Origin of the sequence: Pseudomonas sp. PDM21, from assembly GCF_014852505.2 — a bacterium.
Taxonomy (GTDB): Bacteria; Pseudomonadota; Gammaproteobacteria; order Pseudomonadales; family Pseudomonadaceae; genus Pseudomonas.
This window is the reverse complement of record NZ_CM181223.1, coordinates 5056410-5071701: the sequence shown is the minus strand read 5'-3', so window position 1 is coordinate 5071701 and position 15292 is coordinate 5056410. Positions and strand designations below refer to the sequence as shown.

Here is a 15292-nt window from a genome sequence, read left to right as displayed (position 1 = left end):
AGCAAATCACCTATGAATTGAATTCAATATGGCCCGCCCTGACGTCAACCGCTTCGGCGAAATGGAAGTGTTCATCCGCGTGGTGGAAACCGGGGGTTTTACCGCCGCCGCGCAGCAGTGCGGGATGACGCCCTCGGCAGTGAGCAAGCTGGTGGCGCGCCTGGAAGATCGCCTTGGTGCGCGGCTGTTCAACCGTTCCACCCGGCGCCAGCAACTTACGGCTGAAGGCGCGGCGTTCTACGAACGCAGCCTGCGCATCCTCGCCGATCTGGACGAAGCCGAGCGCGAGGCTTCGGTCAGCGCCGAGCCGCAGGGCAGGGTGCGCATCAGTTGCAACCTGCCGGTGGGCCGGCAGTTCCTGATCCCGGCACTGCCGCTGTTCTTCGAGCGCTATCCGGGCGTCAGTCTCGACCTGCAACTGACCGATGAAGTGGTGGACCTGCTGGAAGTGCGTGCTGATGTCGCTGTGCGCAGCGGCCCACTGCGGGACTCGCGGTTGGTGGCGCGTTCGCTGGGGGAGTCCGGACACAAGATAGTCGCCGCGCCCGAGTATCTGGCGCTGCACGGTGCGCCGCAGCATCCGCGCGAGCTGGGCGAGCACAACTGCGTGGGTTTCAGCTACCGCCGCGTCGAGCCGGACTGGCCATTCCTGGACAAGCCGGCGGATGCCCCCGAACCCAGCGGCAACCTGCTGGCCAGCGACGGCGACAGCGTGCGCCACCTGGCGCTGGCCGGGTTGGGTCTGGCGCGTCTGGCAGAATTCCAGGTACGCGAGGATATCGCTGCCGGACGGCTGGTGGCGGTGCTGGAGGACTTCAATCCTGGCGACCGCAAACCCATGCACGCGCTCTACCTGGGCAAGCCGGGTCACCTGCCGGCGCGAGTGCGCGCGGTGCTCGACTTCCTCGCCGAGCACGTGCGCATCGACTGACTCAGGCGGCTTCGAGCAGCGCCAGGGTGTCTGCCGCGCCCATAATCTTTGCCGCGGCCAGCGCCGTCAGGCCGCTGGCGTCGCGGGCCTCGCGGTCGGCGCCGTGTTCCAGCAGGCAGCGCACGATCTCCGGGCGATTGAACATCGCCGCCATCATCAATGCGGTCTTGCCATCGGGGGAGACGCCTTCCACCTGCGCGCCCCGGCTGAGCAGCAGGCGCACCATCTCCAGATCGCCCTTGAAAGCGGCCCCGGCCAGCGGCGTCTGCCCGGCGTTGTTGCGCAGGTCCGGGTCGGCGCCGTGGTCGAGCAGCACGCCAACGGTGTCGTGGTGGCCGTAATAGCTGGCCAGCATCAGCAGGCTGTCGCCCTTGTGGTTGCGCAGGTTGGCCGGCAGGCCCTGCTGCAGCAGTTCGGTCAGGCGCGGGGTATCACCCTGGCGGGCCAGGTCGATCACCTGGTTGGCGAATTCCAGGGTCTGTTCGTCCATTTCCGGGCGGTTCGCGGCACTCATCCTGAAGTCTCCTTGGCAAAGTCGGGAATGCACTGAAGGATAAGGACTGGCGCGCTTCGGCGCGCCAACACTGTGCCTATGGTGACGGTGGAAAATTTCAATCCGTTGCTCCAGGGCAGGCGTGGCGTGATTTATGTCCATGATCTTGCGCAAATGCCGCCCTCGCACGGCGACTTTTCGGCGAAAATTGCAGCATAATCAGCGATCAGCGGTTGCACCTGGGGTGAAACCGCAAACCGCCGGGCGGGCAAAGGTGCCCACCGTCGGTGGGAGTGGCACACTGCCCTGTTGCGGGGATCGCCATCCCTAAGCCTTCGCGCCAGGACGCGGAGCGACGAATATCCAGTGCCGGCCAATGGGCGGGCACCTTGATGCCTAACCTTGCCGCCCGGCCCGGCGGCGCAGATTGAGAAGAGGATTGACCGTGCATAAAGTCGTGATCAGCGGAACCGGCCTGTATACCCCGCCGTTCAGCATCTCCAACGATGAACTGGTGGAATCCTTCAACAGCTACGTCCGCAGTCACAACGAGCAGAATGCCGAAGCCATCGCCAGGGGCGAAGTCGAAGCGCTGTCCGAGTCCAGCTCGGCGTTCATCGAAAAGGCTTCCGGTATCAAGAGCCGCTTCGTGGTGAACAAGGAAGGCATCCTCGATCCGCAGCGCATGGCGCCGCGCATTCCGGAGCGCTCCAACGAAGACTGGGGCATCCTCTGCGAGATGGCGACTGCCGCCGCCAAGCAGGCCCTGCAGCGTGCCGGCCGCACCCCCGAAGACATCGACGGGGTGATCGTCGCCTGCTCCAACCTGCAGCGCGCCTACCCGGCCGTGGCCATCGAAGTGCAGGCTGCCCTCGGCATCCAGGGCTTCGGCTACGACATGAACGTCGCCTGCTCCTCGGCCACCTTCGGCATCCAGGCCGCCGTGAACAGCGTGCAACTGGGCCAGGCCCGCGCGATCCTCATGGTCAACCCGGAGATCTGCACCGGCCACCTGAACTTCCGCGATCGCGACAGCCACTTCATCTTCGGCGACGCCGCCACCGCCGTGGTCATCGAGCGTGCCGACCAGGCCACCAGCGAGCACCAGTTCGACGTGGTCAGCACCAAGCTGCTGACCCAGTTCTCCAACAACATCCGCAACAACTTCGGCTTCCTCAACCGCGCCGCGGAAGAGGGCATCGGCAGCCGTGACAAGCTGTTCGTGCAGGAAGGCCGCAAGGTGTTCAAGGACGTCTGCCCGATGGTGGCCGAGCTGATCGGCGAGCACCTGGCGCAGAACGACATCCCGGTCAGCGACGTGAAGCGCTACTGGCTGCACCAGGCCAACCTGAACATGAACCTGCTGATCACCCGCAAGCTGATCGGCCGCGATGCCGAGGCCCACGAAGCACCGGTGATCCTCGATACCTACGCCAACACCAGCTCCGCCGGTTCGGTCATCGCCTTCCACAAGTACCAGGACGACCTGCCCGCCGGCTCCATCGGCGTGCTGAGCTCCTTCGGCGCCGGCTACTCCATCGGCAGCGTGATCCTGCGCAAGCGCTGATCGTGCCCGCCGACGACAGCGAGCTGTTGTCGCGCCTGCTGGCCGGTGACCAGCAGGCCTTCCGCACCCTGGTAGCCACCTACCAGGGTGCGATGCGCGCCGTGGCCATTGCCATCATCGGCGCCGCCCATGCCGATGAAGTGGTGCAGGATGCCTGGCTGGCCGCCGTGCGCAACCTCGATGGCTTCCAGGGGCGCTCCAGCCTCAAGACCTGGCTGCTGACCATCACCGCCAATACCGCCAAATCGCGCCTGCGCAAGGTCCGCCGCGACGTTTCGCTTGACGACCTGCCCGCGCCCCACGGCAGCCTCGACGAAACCCGCTTCGCCGCCGACGGCCACTGGAGCCCGGCGCCGCTGGCCTGGCACGAGGACTCGCCCGAAGCCCTGCTGGCCGAGGACGAACTGCGCCTGTGCCTGGAAAAGACCCTGCTCAGCCTCTCCGAACTGCAGCGCAGCGTATTGCTGCTGCGCGAACGCCAGGGGCTGGAGTTGGAAGAGATCTGTAATCTGCTGGAGGTTTCGCTCTCCAATGTCCGGGTGCTGCTGCACCGTGCGCGACTGAAGGTGTTTGCCACCGTGGAGCACTTCGAGGAGACCGGGGAATGCTGACCTGCAAGGAACTGGTGGCACGCTCCAGCGACCTGCTGGACGAACAGCTGGGCTGGCGCGAGAAACTTGCGCTGCGCCGGCATCTCCTGCTGTGCCGCAACTGCCGGCGCTATCTGCGACAGATGCGTCTGGCCCAGGCCACCCTGCGCCTGCTGCCGGAACCGCCGCGCCCCGACTCGGAACGCCTGGCCGACCACCTCGCCGAGCTGCGCCGCGACAGCTCGCGGCGCTGAATCATTCGGACCTGTGCAGTCGGCGCGGGATGAGCACCTCGTAGCGTTTGCCGGATACGTCCGTGCGATGACGGTCCTGCAGCCGAATCCTCAGCCCAGACTTTGCGCTCGCCACGCATCCAACCCGCCCGACAGTGCCCACGTCCGCGGGTGTCCGAACGCCTGCAGCCGCTCCGCCAGCATCGCCGCGGAAAGCTCGTGGGGACAGGCGCAATAGATCACCACGTCCTTGTCCTCCAGGCTGCCACGCAGCTCGTCCAGCGCCCCGTCTAGGCGGAAGGCGATGGAGCCGGGAATCGCCTCGTCGTCGAACTGCGCACGTACATCGAGAATCAGTGGCGGCTCGCCCGCGTCCAGGCGCGCCCGCAGCTCGTCGACGCTGATGCGCGGAATCCGCGAGGTGCGCTTGAGCAGGCTGAAGCGCTGCCAGAGCTTCCAGGCGATGAACAGCGTGAAGCCGCCGAGCAGTGCCGCGACGCCAACACTGGCGTACTCGGTGAGCAAGTCGATGATGCGGTCCACCGCGCTGCTGAAAATACTCCCGAGCAACAGCGCGGAGCCCGCCCAGAGTGCCGCGCCGGCGCAGTCGTAGGCGAGGAAGCGCGGTAGCGGCGTGCGCGTCATGCCGGCCATGGTGGTGGTCAGCGCGCTGGCGCCGGGGAGGAAGCGCGAGATCAGCAGCGCGCGCGGCCCGACACGCAGGTAAAGGCTCTGGCTCTGACGAATGCAACTGTCCGGCGACAGCGAGACCTTGCACACGCTGCGCAGCATGAAGCCGCCATAGCGCCGCCCGGCGCAGAACCAGATCAGGTCGGCGATCAGGCAGGCGCAGACGGCCACTGCCAGTGCCTGGCCCAGCGGCACGCCGCTGCCTTGCAGCGCCAGAGCGCCAGCGACGATCAGCGCCGGGTAGGCCGGGATCGGCAGGCCCAACTGCTCGAGCAGGACGTTGAAGAACAGCAAGGTGAGGCCGTGCTGCTGGATCAGGGGTTGCAGTTCGTGCATGGGAAAGCCTGAGCGGGAACGGTCTTCCTGGGGAAGTCGACAGCATACCGGTAAAGCGGACTTCAGAAAGGCCTGAAGGCCTAGTGGGACATGGCTTAGGACCTTTATGCCATAAGGAAATCAAAAGTTCCTTTGTAATAAAAGTTTTATCTACGAGCAACTGATCTGAAATAACCCCTCGCCAAGATTCCCAGCAACACAAACGGGGGCCGCCAGAACGGCCTGTGCGAGTCCTTGGGGGGCGCGCAGCAGCCAGGCACTCGGCGTGTTCAACGCAAATACCATTAAGGGGAATCTTCGATGATCCGTAAGCACTTCGCCGGTTACGCCGCCACTGCCCTGGCACTGGCCGTTTCCGCCCAGGCTTTCGCAGGCACAGTCACCACCGATGGCGCCGATATCGTAATCAAGACCAAAGGCGGTCTTGAAGTCGGCACCACCGACAAGGAATTCAGCTTCAAGCTTGGTGGCCGTCTGCAAGCGGATTACAGCCGCTTCGATGGTTTCTACACCAAGAACGGCAACAACGGTGACGGCGCCTACTTCCGCCGCGCCTACCTGGAACTGGGCGGCACTGTCTACAAAGACTGGAAATACCAGATCAACTACGACATGTCCCACAACTCCGGTAACGCTGACAACGGTTACTTCGACGAAGCTTCCTTCAGCTACACCGGCTTCAGCCCGGTCACCCTGAAGTTCGGCCGCTTCGACCCGGACTTCGGTCTGGAAAAAGCTACCAGCTCCAAGTGGGTCACCGCCACCGAGCGTACCAGCGCCTACGAACTGGCTGACTGGATCAACACCCACCAGGACGGTATGGGTGCCCAGGTTGGCGGCGTCGTCGCCAACATGGCTTACCTGGACGCCGGCGTTTACGCCAAGGACGCCGACGACACCGACGGCGACAGCGTCAAGCAGTTCAACTTCCGTGGCGTGTTCGCTCCGCTGAACACCGACGGCAACGTCCTGCACGTTGGTGTGGACTACGCCTACCGTGACTTGGATGACACCGCCTTCGACTCCCGCATCCGTCCGCGTCTTGGCATGCGTGGCATCGCCACCAACGGCGGTAACGACGCTGGCGACAACGGCAACCGCGCTACCTTCGGCGGCGCCACCCTGAGCCCGGCCGGTTCCTACAAGGACGACTCCACCTGGGGTGCTGAATTCGCCTACGCCATCGGCCCGTTCTCCGCTCAGGCCGAATACCTGAAGCGCAAGCTGAAGGCTGATGCCGACGCTTACGAAGACATCAAGGCTGACGGTTACTACGGCCAACTGGCCTACACCATCACCGGTGAATCCCGCGTGTACAAGCTCGATGGCGCCAAGTTCGACACCATCAAGCCGTCCAACAAGGAAATCGGTGCCTGGGAAGTCTTCTACCGTTACGACCACATCAAAGTTGATGACCCGAACGTGGTCGTGGCTACCGCCACCCGCGACGTGGGCGACACCAAGGCCAGCACCAACACCATCGGTGTGAACTGGTACGCCAACGAAGCCGTGAAGGTCTCCCTGGACTACGTTCACGTCAGCACCGACGGCATCCGCAATGCCAACGGCGACGACGACGGCAACGGTGTCGTGACCCGTCTGCAGTACGTGTTCTAAGAACGACCGCTCTACCGTTTGACTCCTTTGTGTAAACCCCGCCTCGGCGGGGTTTTTTTATGGGAGTTGGACAGTCAATCTGTAGGAGCGAGCTTGCTCCTGCAGGGGTTGCCTCAGCGGAAACCGGGCCCCGCTGACCGTCGGCGGAATTCGAACTCGAGCAGCTCATCGAACGGATTGCCCATTTCCAGCCGCGTCCAGCCCAGCTTGATGAGAAAAGCCAGTGCCGTCGGGTTGTCCGGCCTCACGCTGGCCCGCCACAAGGGGCAGCCCTGCAGTTCCGGCCGGCTCATCACCAGGGTCATCACCGCGCGCCCGACACCCGAGCCGCGTAACTCCGGGCGCACGGCAAGATCGGTGACGAAGTAGTACGGATGCGCCGCAGTGGGCAGGCAAACCCCCACCACCGCGATCAGTTGGCCGCCACGCAGAATGCTGTACTGGGCCTTGTCCGCATCCTTCAGCACCTGTTCCAGCCAATAGCGGTCCATCGGGCCCAGTTGTGCATCGAGCAGCGGATCCTTGAACCAGCTTTCGTACGGCGGGATGTCACCCAGCTGGAAAGGGCGAATCTGCATGCGGGCGCTCTCCGGTGCACCTTTGGGAAGTTTCACACTCGCATCTGCTGGGCGATTGCGTCAATCGACCCTGAGCGCTCGCGTCATTGAGGCCGCGCGCAGCCAGCACCTACCCTGCGGGCACTCAACCCACCGGGAGTCGACCATGCTGCGCAATCACTTCGAGACCGAGCACAACCTGTTCCGCGATGCCTTCCGATCCTTCCTCAACAAGGAGGTGGTGCCTCACCAGGATGAATGGGAGGAAGCCGGCGTGGTGGACCGCAGTGTCTGGCGCAAGGCGGGGGAGATGGGCTTCCTGCTGCCCTGGGCGGAAGAGGAGTACGGCGGAACCGCTCTGAAGGATTTCCGCTACGAACAGATCATGTGTGAGGAACTGGCCGCCATCAACGAGCCGGGCTTCATGATCCCGCTGCACTCGGCGCTGTGCGGTCCCTACATCGCCGAGTACGGCAACGCCGAGCAGAAGGCCCGCTGGCTGCCGGGGATCATCCGTGGCGAAAGCATCCTGGCGGTGGCGATGACCGAGCCGTCCGCCGGCTCCGACCTGGCCGGCATGCGCACCACGGCGGTGGACAAGGGCGACCACTTCGTCCTCAACGGTTCCAAGGTGTTCATCTCCAACGGCCTGCTGGCGGACCTGGTGATAGTCGCGGCCAAGACCGACCCGGCGAACAAGCACGCCATGGGCCTGTTCGTGGTCGAGCGTGGCATGGAAGGCTTCGAGCGAGGGCGCAACCTGAAGAAGCTGGGCATGAAGAGCCAGGACACCGCCGAACTGTTCTTCAACAACGTGAAAGTGCCGAAGGAGAACCTGCTGGGTGATGCCAAGGGCGGCTTCTTCTACCTGATGAACATGCTGGCCCAGGAGCGCCTGACCAACGCCTGCGGCGCGGTGGCCGGCGCCGAGGCGGCGCTGAACGCGACCGTCGACTACGTGAAGGAGCGCAAGGCCTTCGACCGCCCGGTGGCGCACTTCCAGAACACCCGCTTCAAGCTCGCCGAGATGCGCACGCAGATCGACGTGGCACAGGTCTTCACCGATCGCTGCGTGATGGACCACAACCAGAAGAAGCTCACCCCCGAAGTGGCCGCGGAGGCCAAGCTGTTCACCACCGAGCTGCTGTGCAAGGTGGTCGATGAAGGCGTGCAACTGCACGGCGGCTGGGGTTACATGTGGGAGTATCCGATCTGCAAGATGTACGCGAACGCGCGCATCCAGCGCATCTTCGCCGGTACGTCGGAGATCATGAAAGAGATCATCAGCCGCGGCATGAAGCTCTGAGGCGCGGCGCCCACGCATCGTTTGAGCGAAACAGGAGTACCCATGAACGGCCCGCTCGCCTCACTGAAGATCCTCGATTTTTCCACCCTGCTGCCGGGGCCGTTCGCCTCGCTGCTGCTGGCCGACATGGGCGCCCAGGTGCTGCGCGTGGAATCCCCTTCACGCATGGATCTGGTCCGCGTTCTGCCGCCGCATGTGGACGGTACCTCCGCCAGTCACGCCTACCTCAACCGCAACAAGCGCTGCATCGCGCTGGACCTGAAGCAGGCCGAGGCGGTGGAGGTGGTGAAGCAACTGGTGCAGGAATACGACATCGTCCTGGAGCAGTTCCGCCCCGGCGTGATGGACAAGCTGGGCGTGGGCTACGAGGCGCTCAAGGCGATCAACCCGAAGCTGATCTACGTATCGATCACCGGCTACGGCCAGACCGGGCCGCTGCGCGACCGCGCCGGGCATGACATCAACTACCTGGCCCTGGCCGGCGTCGCCAGCTACACCGGCCGCCGCGAGAGCGGCCCGCTGCCGCTGGGCGTGCAACTGGCGGACATCGGCGGCGGGTCGCTGCACGGCGTGATGGGCTTGCTCGCGGCGGTCATCCAACGGCAGCAGACGGGGGAGGGGCAGCAGGTCGATGTGAGCATGACCGACTGCGCCTTCAGTCTGCATGGCATGGCTGGCGCGGGCTATCTCGCGGCGGGGGTGGAGCCGGAGATGGAAGGCCTCGCGCTCAATGGCGGCAGCTTCTACGACTACTATCGGACCCGCGATGGCCGCTGGTTCTCGGTGGGTAGCCTGGAGCCGCAATTCATGCAGCAGTTCTGCGCCGCCATCGGTCGCCCGGAGCTGGCTGCGCGTGGATTGTCGCCCAGGCCGGAAGAGCAGCAGGCGCTCAAGCGCGAGATTGCCATCGAGTTCGAGAAGCACGATTTCGCCCAGTGGCAGGAGCGCTTCGCCGCGCTGGATGCCTGCGTCGAGCCGATGCTGTCGCTGGCCGAGGCGGTGGAGCATCCGCAATTGATCGAGCGCGGCGTGGTCACCCGGGTGCCCAACGGCATGGGTGGCGAGCAACGGCAGATGGCTTGCCCGATCCGTTTCTCCGCTGGCCTGCCCGAGCCGCGCCATATTGGCGCTGCGCTGGGGGCGCATACGGCAGAAGTGATGGCGGAACTGGGTTATACCGACGAGCAGGTCGCAGCGCTAAAGGTCGCGAAGGTCATTGCCTGAACCACCTCACTCGCGGCGGGTTTCACCGGTGAAGATCAGCGTCGCTCGGCAGCGCCGACAGTAGTAGCGGCGGCCCTGGGCGACCAGGTTGTGGCGCTGGGCGGAGAAGGGGAATTCATTGCCTTCGCCGCAGTGGCAGCGATACAGGTAGCGGGTGGAGCGGCGGCGCTTGATCTCGTAGGTATGGCAGCGATCGGGGGGCAGGCCGTAGATGCCGCGCATGATCAGCTGCCATTCCTCGCCATGCGGGCGAATGCGCGGGCCGAACATCTGGTGGGCAATCAGGTGCGCCACTTCATGGGCCACGGTCTGCTGCAGGAAGTGTTCGTGGTTTTCCCGGTACAGCTGCGGGTTGAAGCGCAGCAGGTTTTCATCCAGGTGGGCGACGCCGGCCTTCTGGCCGCGTAGCCGGAAGCTGACTTCCGGGCGGGGAAAGCGCCGCTGGAAGAAGGCTTCGGCCTGCTGGTAGCAGGCTTCGACGCGAGCGTTGAGCTGTTCAGGCATACAGTAGTTCTCCGACGGGGGCAGATTATGCCGCAGTCGGAGCACGGGTGGAGGATTTCTCGCGGCCACTCGTCCGGGGTGCAGGTTCAGGCAAGCCGGGCGAGTTTCAGGCAAGCACGCAAAAGAAAACCGGGCCGCTGGGGCCCGGTTTTCCGTTCGTGTCGCGCAATCAGGTGTATTCCGGGCCGACGCCGCTGCCCCAGAGGATGACCGACAGGGCCATCATCGCCACCAGCACCACCAGTCCCACCGCCAGCACCGAGCTGGAGAACAGGAACCCTTCATCCTTGTGAATGTTCATGAAGGTCGGGATGCCGACGTAGAGCAGGTAGACGGTGTAGCAGATCGCGGCGGTGCCGATGATCATGCCCAGCCACAGGTGCGGGTAGAGCGCCGCCAGGCCGCCGATGAACAGCGGGGTAGCGGTGTACGCGGCGAAAACTATGCATTGGGTCAGCGATGGCGATGCGTCGTAGGTACGTGCCATCCAGTGAATGAAAGCGCCCATGATGGCGACGCCGGCGAGCATGGCGATGTAGGTCATGATGGTCAGCTGGATCGCACTGGCAGCCGTCAGCTTGACCGGTCCCGCATTGCCTAGAACCCAGCCGACCTGCGTGGTGCCGATGTAGGCGGAAATGACCGGGATGGCAGCGAGGATCAGGACGTGCGTCAGGTACATGTGGCTGATGGATTCTTCTTCGCCACGGATGTCCTGCCATTCCTGATCGGGATGGGTGAAGAGCCCCCACACATGATGGATCATGTCAGCATTCTCCTCTTCTTATAGAAGGTCGCCCCCCAGCGAGGCGCCGAATGCGCGTAGCCAGCGTCATCCGGTGCCCGGCCGACCTATGCGACCTTAAGTCGCAGTATAGGAATGGCTGCAGACCACGTCGTCCGTGGGGTTAGAGCAAATGGAAGTTTCACGGGCGGCTGTAATAGCGCTCCAGAATTTCCATGGCCTTGTTGATCGACTGCAGGCGCGTCGTGCTGCCGCCCCGGTCGGGGTGGTGCTGGCTGACCAACTGGCGGTAGCGCAGCTTGATCAGCGCGTAGTCCACCGGGCCGTCTTCCAGTTCGAACAGGGCCAGCGCTGCGGCCTTTTCCTCGTTGCCCTGCATGCGCGTCCAGAAGCTTTCCAGCAACTTCTCCACGTCGCGCTCGGTGGTTTCCTTCAGGTGTTTCTCGTCGAGGTAGTAGGCGCGCAGGGTGTCTTGCTCGCCGAGTGCCTGTACACCGCTCACATAAGGAGAGAGACGAATCTGCAACGGGCCGATCTCCAGGTGCGCGGCGTTTTCCTCCCAGAGCCGGTCGCGCAGACGATACAGCGCGTTGAACACCAGGAAATGGGTGCGGAACAGCACCAGCTTGTCGGTCAGTGGCAGGTTGGGCACATGGGTGGAATGCCGAGCCTTCAATTGCTGGATCAGCAGGAACTCGGAGATTCCTTCAGGCGCTTCCCGCAGCAGTTGCAAGAGCTGGTCTGTCAGGTCGAGGGAAGGGTCGAGATCGGGTGTCATGCTGTCAGATTAGCAGTAGCCCGATAGAGGGGCTGGGGTACGCGTCGCTTTGCGCGTAAAATGACCGGCTTTTCGTCTTGCCCTTCGGATTCCAGAGCACCATGGCCAGCACCCTTTCGGTCAACCAGAACAAACTGCAGAAACGCCTGCGCCGCCAGGTTGGCGAAGCGGTCACCGACTTCAACATGATCGAGGACGGTGACAAGGTGATGGTCTGCCTGTCCGGCGGCAAGGACAGCTACACGCTGCTGGACATCCTGCTGTACCTGCAGAAGGTGGCGCCGATCCAGTTCGAGATCGTCGCGGTGAACATGGACCAGAAGCAGCCGGGCTTCCCCGAGCACGTGCTGCCGGCGTACCTGGAGTCCGTCGGCGTGCAGTACCACATCATCGAGAAGGACACCTACTCGGTGGTGAAGGAGAAGATCCCGGAGGGCAAGACCACCTGCTCGCTGTGCTCGCGCCTGCGCCGTGGCACCCTCTATACCTACGCCGACGAGATCGGCGCGACCAAGATGGCGCTGGGGCACCACCGCGACGACATCCTGGAAACCTTCTTCCTTAATATGTTCTACGGCGGCACCCTCAAGGCCATGCCGCCCAAGCTGCTGTCCGACGATGGCCGCAACGTGGTGATCCGTCCGCTGGCGTACTGCAATGAGAAGGACATCGAGGCCTACTCGGTGCTCAAGGAATTTCCGATCATCCCGTGCAACCTGTGCGGCTCGCAGGAAAATCTGCAGCGGCAGGTGGTCAAGGAAATGTTGCTGGACTGGGAGCGCAAGTCGCCGGGCCGCACCGAAATCATGTTCCGCGCCCTGCAGAACGTGGTGCCGTCGCAACTGGCCGATCGTAACCTGTTTGACTTCAACAGCCTGCGCATCGACGAGAGCGCCACCCCGCGCTTCCTCGACGTGATGAACCTGTAAGACCTTGCAAGGACGCTCGATGCGCGATTACCAGTGGCTGTACGAATACTGCCTGAATCGCTTCGGCTCGGTCGAAGCGCTGGAAGCTCGCCTGCCACACGCCAGGTCGCCAGCGGAGCTGGCGGCGGTCGGCGATGATCGTTATCTGTCGCTGATCAGCCTGCGCATCTTCCGCGCCGGGCTCAAGCACAGTCTGGTGGACGCCAAGTGGCCGGCCTTCGAGGAAGCCTTCTTCGGCTTCGATCCGGAGAAGGTCGTGCTGATGGGAGGCGAGCGCCTGGAAAACCTGATGCAGGACACCCGGCTGATCCGTCACCTGGGCAAGCTCAAGAGCGTGCCGCGCAATGCCCAGTTCGTCCTCGACATCGCCCGCGAACACGGCAGCTTCGGCAGACTGATGGCCGACTGGCCCTCCTGCGACATCGTTGGTCTGTGGAAGCTGCTGGCCAAGCGGGGCAATCAGTTGGGTGGCATGTCCGCGCCGAGATTCCTGCGCATGGCCGGCAAGGACACCTTCGTTCTGAGCGATGATGTGGTCGCGGCGCTCAAGGCCCAGGAAATCGTCGACAAGACGCCGACCAGCCTGAAGGACCTGGCGCTGGTACAAACTGCGTTCAATACGTGGCAGGAACAAAGTGGCCGTCCGCTGTGCCATATCTCGATGATGCTGTCGTACACGGTCAACCACTGACGCGCGGCCCGGCCGCGGAGGAAGGGCGCATGGATTCGGCCATCGAACGCACCGGCGCGGCACTGGCTCGCGCCGAGCGCATCCTGGTGATCACCGGTGCAGGACTCTCCGCCGATTCGGGAATGCCGACCTATCGCGGCCTGGGCGGTCTTTACAATGGACGCACGGCAGAAGGGATACCCATCGAGGTGGCGATCTCCGGTCCAATGCTGCGAAAGGATCCCGCGCTGTGCTGGAAATACCTGGCGGAACTGGGCAAGGCCTGCCTGAATGCGCAACCCAACGCCGGCCACGATGCCATCGCGGAACTGCAACGGCTCAAGCCGGAGTGCTGGGTGCTGACGCAGAACATTGATGGCTTCCACCGCCGCGCCGGCTCGCCCCCGGAGCGGCTGATCGAGATCCATGGCGAGCTGGCGCCGCTGTACTGCCAGTCGTGCGGATTGGAGAGCACCGAACTGGCCGGACATTTGGATGCCCCGCTACCACCGAAATGCGCGCGCTGTGCAGGCGTATTGCGCCCGCCGGTCGTGCTGTTCGAAGAGATGCTGCCGGAAGAGGCGATCGACACGCTCTATGCGCAATTGCGCAAGGGATTCGACGCCGTTCTGCTGGTAGGAACCACTGCGAGCTTTCCCTATATCATCGAGCCGGTGCTGCGCACGCGGGATGCGGGAGGCTTTACCGCCGAGGTAAATCCGGGTCTGACCGACCTCAGTTCGGTGGTCGAAGAAAGAATGGTTGGTCGAGCCTTAGACATTATGCCGCGCCTGCTAAGTCACATTCCTCGATAAAAAACTTGCATTGCCCCCATTGAGCGGGCAAATTAGCCCGCTAATAAATGGAGCTAATGAGACACGGTCGTGCCCATGCTTAAACGCTTAGCACCCCTCGTGCCCATGAGTTTCGTTCTGCTGCTGGCAGCTTGTGCCAGCCATTCGCCGGAATCGCAGCCGAACCAGGTCGCTTCAGTGCCTGCTACTCGAGCAGCGTTCCAGGTCAATCAGCACAACATAGCGCTGATGAATGAGTCGCAGGACGAGGGGGCCAAAAACGATAACGGCAGTTCGACTGCCCATGTATCCGACATTCTGGACCGCGCGTTTTCGCTGATCGGTACTCCCTACCGCTTTGGTGGGAAGTCGGAGCGGACCGGCTTCGACTGCAGCGGCTTCGTGGGCTATCTGTTCCGCGAAGAAGCAGGCATCAGCCTGCCGCGCTCCACGCGTGAGATGATCAACATGGACGTCCCGCTGGTCTCGAAAGCAGACCTGCAGCCGGGCGACCTGATCTTCTTCAACAACCGTGGTCGTGGTCGAGTCAGCCACGCCGGCATCTACATCGGTGACGGACAGTTCATCCACTCCGCCAGCCGCCGTGGCGGTGGTGTGCGGGTTGATAGCCTGGACGAGAGCTACTGGCGCTTGAGCTACATGGAAGCCAAGCGTGTACTCGAGCCCGGCTACGAGCCGAAGACGGTGACCCGCTGAACTTAAAGTTTCACTTTAAGTATTGCGCTCAAGTTACTGTTGGTACAAAGTGATGGCACTCCTTGACGGGATGCCATCACATGCTCGTTCCTCAGCGCATCATTCTCCTTGCTGCTCTCGCTTCGCTGGCCGCCTGCGCCAGTCGCACTCCGCCGTCGCCGCCTCCGGTGGTGAACGCGCCCGCTGCTCCCGTCTACAACACGCAGGCTGCTGACGATGTCCTGATCCGTGCCATTGGCCTGGTCGGTACTCCGTATCGCTGGGGCGGCAACACGCCCGACGGCGGATTCGATTGCAGCGGCCTGATCGGCTACGTCTACCGCGATGCCACCGGCCTGATGCTGCCGCGTTCTACCCGCGAGATGATCACCCTGCGCGCGCCCACCGTCGGCCGCGAGTCCCTACAGAGTGGCGATTTGGTGTTCTTTGCCACCAGCGGTGGACGTGGCGTCAGCCATGCGGGTATCTATGTCGGGGAAGGGCGCTTCGTTCATGCGCCCAGAACGGGCGGGACCGTACGCCTGGACAGCCTCGACAGCGCCTATTGGCAGAAAGCCTTCCTGGAAGCCAAGCGCGTCCTTGCCGTGCAGAGTCTCGCCCTCCATCCCTGA

The 15292-nt window shown here is 63.5% G+C and carries 18 protein-coding genes; 12 read left to right on the top strand and 6 right to left on the bottom strand.

The features are described from left to right. Positions 1-28: 28 nt before the first annotated feature. Positions 29-931: a LysR family transcriptional regulator gene (locus IB275_RS23395; protein WP_192291452.1), complete on the top strand. Its 903-nt coding sequence runs from the start codon at positions 29-31 to the stop codon at positions 929-931. A 1-nt stretch (position 932) separates the two neighbouring features. On the opposite strand, the gene IB275_RS23390 is transcribed toward IB275_RS23395, so the two are convergent. After that, on the bottom strand, positions 933-1445 hold the full coding sequence (locus IB275_RS23390; RefSeq protein WP_192291450.1) for an ankyrin repeat domain-containing protein: 513 nt from the start codon (positions 1443-1445) through the stop codon (positions 933-935). 424 nt (positions 1446-1869) lie between these two features. On the opposite strand from IB275_RS23390, the gene IB275_RS23385 reads away from it, so the two are divergent. The 3 genes from IB275_RS23385 to IB275_RS23375 are packed head-to-tail and all read left to right on the top strand — an operon-like array spanning position 1870 to position 3835. Then, positions 1870-2991, top strand: coding sequence for a beta-ketoacyl-ACP synthase III (locus IB275_RS23385; RefSeq protein ID WP_138215363.1), 1122 nt, complete (start codon positions 1870-1872; stop codon positions 2989-2991). Between the two features lie 2 nt (positions 2992-2993). Continuing rightward, positions 2994-3602, top strand: coding sequence for an RNA polymerase sigma factor (locus IB275_RS23380; protein ID WP_192291448.1), 609 nt, complete (start codon positions 2994-2996; stop codon positions 3600-3602). Beyond that, a complete protein-coding gene (locus tag IB275_RS23375; RefSeq protein WP_192291446.1) occupies positions 3596-3835 on the top strand; it encodes an anti-sigma factor family protein in 240 nt (79 codons plus the stop codon). Before IB275_RS23380 ends, IB275_RS23375 begins: the two co-directional genes overlap by 7 nt. A 90-nt stretch (positions 3836-3925) precedes the next feature. On the opposite strand, the gene IB275_RS23370 is transcribed toward IB275_RS23375, so the two are convergent. Next, the gene (locus tag IB275_RS23370) at positions 3926-4840 is read right to left on the bottom strand and encodes a DedA family protein/thiosulfate sulfurtransferase GlpE (protein ID WP_192291444.1); all 915 of its coding nucleotides are present in this window, start codon (positions 4838-4840) and stop codon (positions 3926-3928) included. Positions 4841-5140: 300 nt separating this feature from the next. On the opposite strand from IB275_RS23370, the gene IB275_RS23365 reads away from it, so the two are divergent. Next, positions 5141-6457, top strand: coding sequence for an OprO/OprP family phosphate-selective porin (locus IB275_RS23365; RefSeq protein ID WP_081515835.1), 1317 nt, complete (start codon positions 5141-5143; stop codon positions 6455-6457). 113 nt (positions 6458-6570) lie between these two features. Here the strand turns inward: IB275_RS23365 and IB275_RS23360 are convergent, their stop codons facing one another. Continuing rightward, positions 6571-7035 carry a GNAT family N-acetyltransferase gene (locus IB275_RS23360; RefSeq protein WP_192291442.1) on the bottom strand — a complete coding sequence of 155 codons (465 nt, stop codon included), beginning with the start codon at positions 7033-7035 and terminating at the stop codon, positions 6571-6573. 145 nt (positions 7036-7180) lie between these two features. Between IB275_RS23360 and IB275_RS23355 the strand changes: the two genes are divergently transcribed. Continuing rightward, positions 7181-8320, top strand: coding sequence for an acyl-CoA dehydrogenase family protein (locus IB275_RS23355; RefSeq protein WP_192224039.1), 1140 nt, complete (start codon positions 7181-7183; stop codon positions 8318-8320). 42 nt (positions 8321-8362) lie between these two features. Continuing rightward, entirely contained in the window at positions 8363-9544 is a 1182-nt protein-coding gene (locus IB275_RS23350; protein WP_192291440.1) for a CaiB/BaiF CoA transferase family protein, read from the top strand. Between the two features lie 6 nt (positions 9545-9550). Here IB275_RS23350 and IB275_RS23345 read toward each other — a convergent pair whose 3' ends face one another. From IB275_RS23345 to IB275_RS23335, 3 genes are all read right to left on the bottom strand, one after another. Beyond that, entirely contained in the window at positions 9551-10048 is a 498-nt protein-coding gene (locus IB275_RS23345; RefSeq protein ID WP_138525106.1) for a SprT family zinc-dependent metalloprotease, read from the bottom strand. A gap of 169 nt (positions 10049-10217) precedes the next feature. Then, positions 10218-10814: a Yip1 family protein gene (locus tag IB275_RS23340; protein ID WP_138215354.1), complete on the bottom strand. Its 597-nt coding sequence runs from the start codon at positions 10812-10814 to the stop codon at positions 10218-10220. Between the two features lie 160 nt (positions 10815-10974). Beyond that, positions 10975-11571, bottom strand: coding sequence for a DNA-J related domain-containing protein (locus tag IB275_RS23335; RefSeq protein WP_192291438.1), 597 nt, complete (start codon positions 11569-11571; stop codon positions 10975-10977). A gap of 101 nt (positions 11572-11672) precedes the next feature. On the opposite strand from IB275_RS23335, the gene ttcA reads away from it, so the two are divergent. The 5 genes from ttcA (at position 11673) to IB275_RS23310 (ending at position 15292) form a co-directional block, all read left to right on the top strand. Then, a complete protein-coding gene (gene ttcA, locus IB275_RS23330; RefSeq protein WP_054907441.1) occupies positions 11673-12500 on the top strand; it encodes a tRNA 2-thiocytidine(32) synthetase TtcA in 828 nt (275 codons plus the stop codon). A gap of 19 nt (positions 12501-12519) precedes the next feature. Further along, positions 12520-13191: a DNA-3-methyladenine glycosylase I gene (locus IB275_RS23325; protein WP_192291436.1), complete on the top strand. Its 672-nt coding sequence runs from the start codon at positions 12520-12522 to the stop codon at positions 13189-13191. A gap of 29 nt (positions 13192-13220) precedes the next feature. Further along, positions 13221-13985, top strand: coding sequence for an NAD-dependent deacylase (locus tag IB275_RS23320; RefSeq protein ID WP_192291434.1), 765 nt, complete (start codon positions 13221-13223; stop codon positions 13983-13985). Between the two features lie 69 nt (positions 13986-14054). Continuing rightward, complete coding sequence (locus IB275_RS23315) at positions 14055-14681, top strand: C40 family peptidase (RefSeq protein ID WP_192291432.1); 627 nt, start codon at positions 14055-14057, stop codon at positions 14679-14681. Positions 14682-14761: 80 nt separating this feature from the next. Then, positions 14762-15292: a C40 family peptidase gene (locus tag IB275_RS23310; RefSeq protein ID WP_192291430.1), complete on the top strand. Its 531-nt coding sequence runs from the start codon at positions 14762-14764 to the stop codon at positions 15290-15292.

Bases quoted from the DNA above. Each gene is read 5' to 3' on its own strand.
- IB275_RS23390 (WP_192291450.1), bottom strand. From the start codon at position 1,445: ATGAGTGCCGCGAACCGCCCGGAAATGGACGAACAGACCCTGGAATTC.
- IB275_RS23355 (WP_192224039.1), top strand. From the start codon at position 7,181: ATGCTGCGCAATCACTTCGAGACCGAGCACAACCTGTTCCGCGATGCC.
- IB275_RS23335 (WP_192291438.1), bottom strand. From the start codon at position 11,571: ATGACACCCGATCTCGACCCTTCCCTCGACCTGACAGACCAGCTCTTG.
- IB275_RS23365 (WP_081515835.1), top strand. From the start codon at position 5,141: ATGATCCGTAAGCACTTCGCCGGTTACGCCGCCACTGCCCTGGCACTG.
- IB275_RS23325 (WP_192291436.1), top strand. From the start codon at position 12,520: ATGCGCGATTACCAGTGGCTGTACGAATACTGCCTGAATCGCTTCGGC.
- ttcA (WP_054907441.1), top strand. From the start codon at position 11,673: ATGGCCAGCACCCTTTCGGTCAACCAGAACAAACTGCAGAAACGCCTG.
- IB275_RS23340 (WP_138215354.1), bottom strand. From the start codon at position 10,814: ATGATCCATCATGTGTGGGGGCTCTTCACCCATCCCGATCAGGAATGG.
- IB275_RS23370 (WP_192291444.1), bottom strand. From the start codon at position 4,840: ATGCACGAACTGCAACCCCTGATCCAGCAGCACGGCCTCACCTTGCTG.
- IB275_RS23350 (WP_192291440.1), top strand. From the start codon at position 8,363: ATGAACGGCCCGCTCGCCTCACTGAAGATCCTCGATTTTTCCACCCTG.
- IB275_RS23395 (WP_192291452.1), top strand. From the start codon at position 29: ATGGCCCGCCCTGACGTCAACCGCTTCGGCGAAATGGAAGTGTTCATC.
- IB275_RS23310 (WP_192291430.1), top strand. From the start codon at position 14,762: ATGCTCGTTCCTCAGCGCATCATTCTCCTTGCTGCTCTCGCTTCGCTG.
- IB275_RS23320 (WP_192291434.1), top strand. From the start codon at position 13,221: ATGGATTCGGCCATCGAACGCACCGGCGCGGCACTGGCTCGCGCCGAG.
- IB275_RS23360 (WP_192291442.1), bottom strand. From the start codon at position 7,035: ATGCAGATTCGCCCTTTCCAGCTGGGTGACATCCCGCCGTACGAAAGC.
- IB275_RS23375 (WP_192291446.1), top strand. From the start codon at position 3,596: ATGCTGACCTGCAAGGAACTGGTGGCACGCTCCAGCGACCTGCTGGAC.
- IB275_RS23345 (WP_138525106.1), bottom strand. From the start codon at position 10,048: ATGCCTGAACAGCTCAACGCTCGCGTCGAAGCCTGCTACCAGCAGGCC.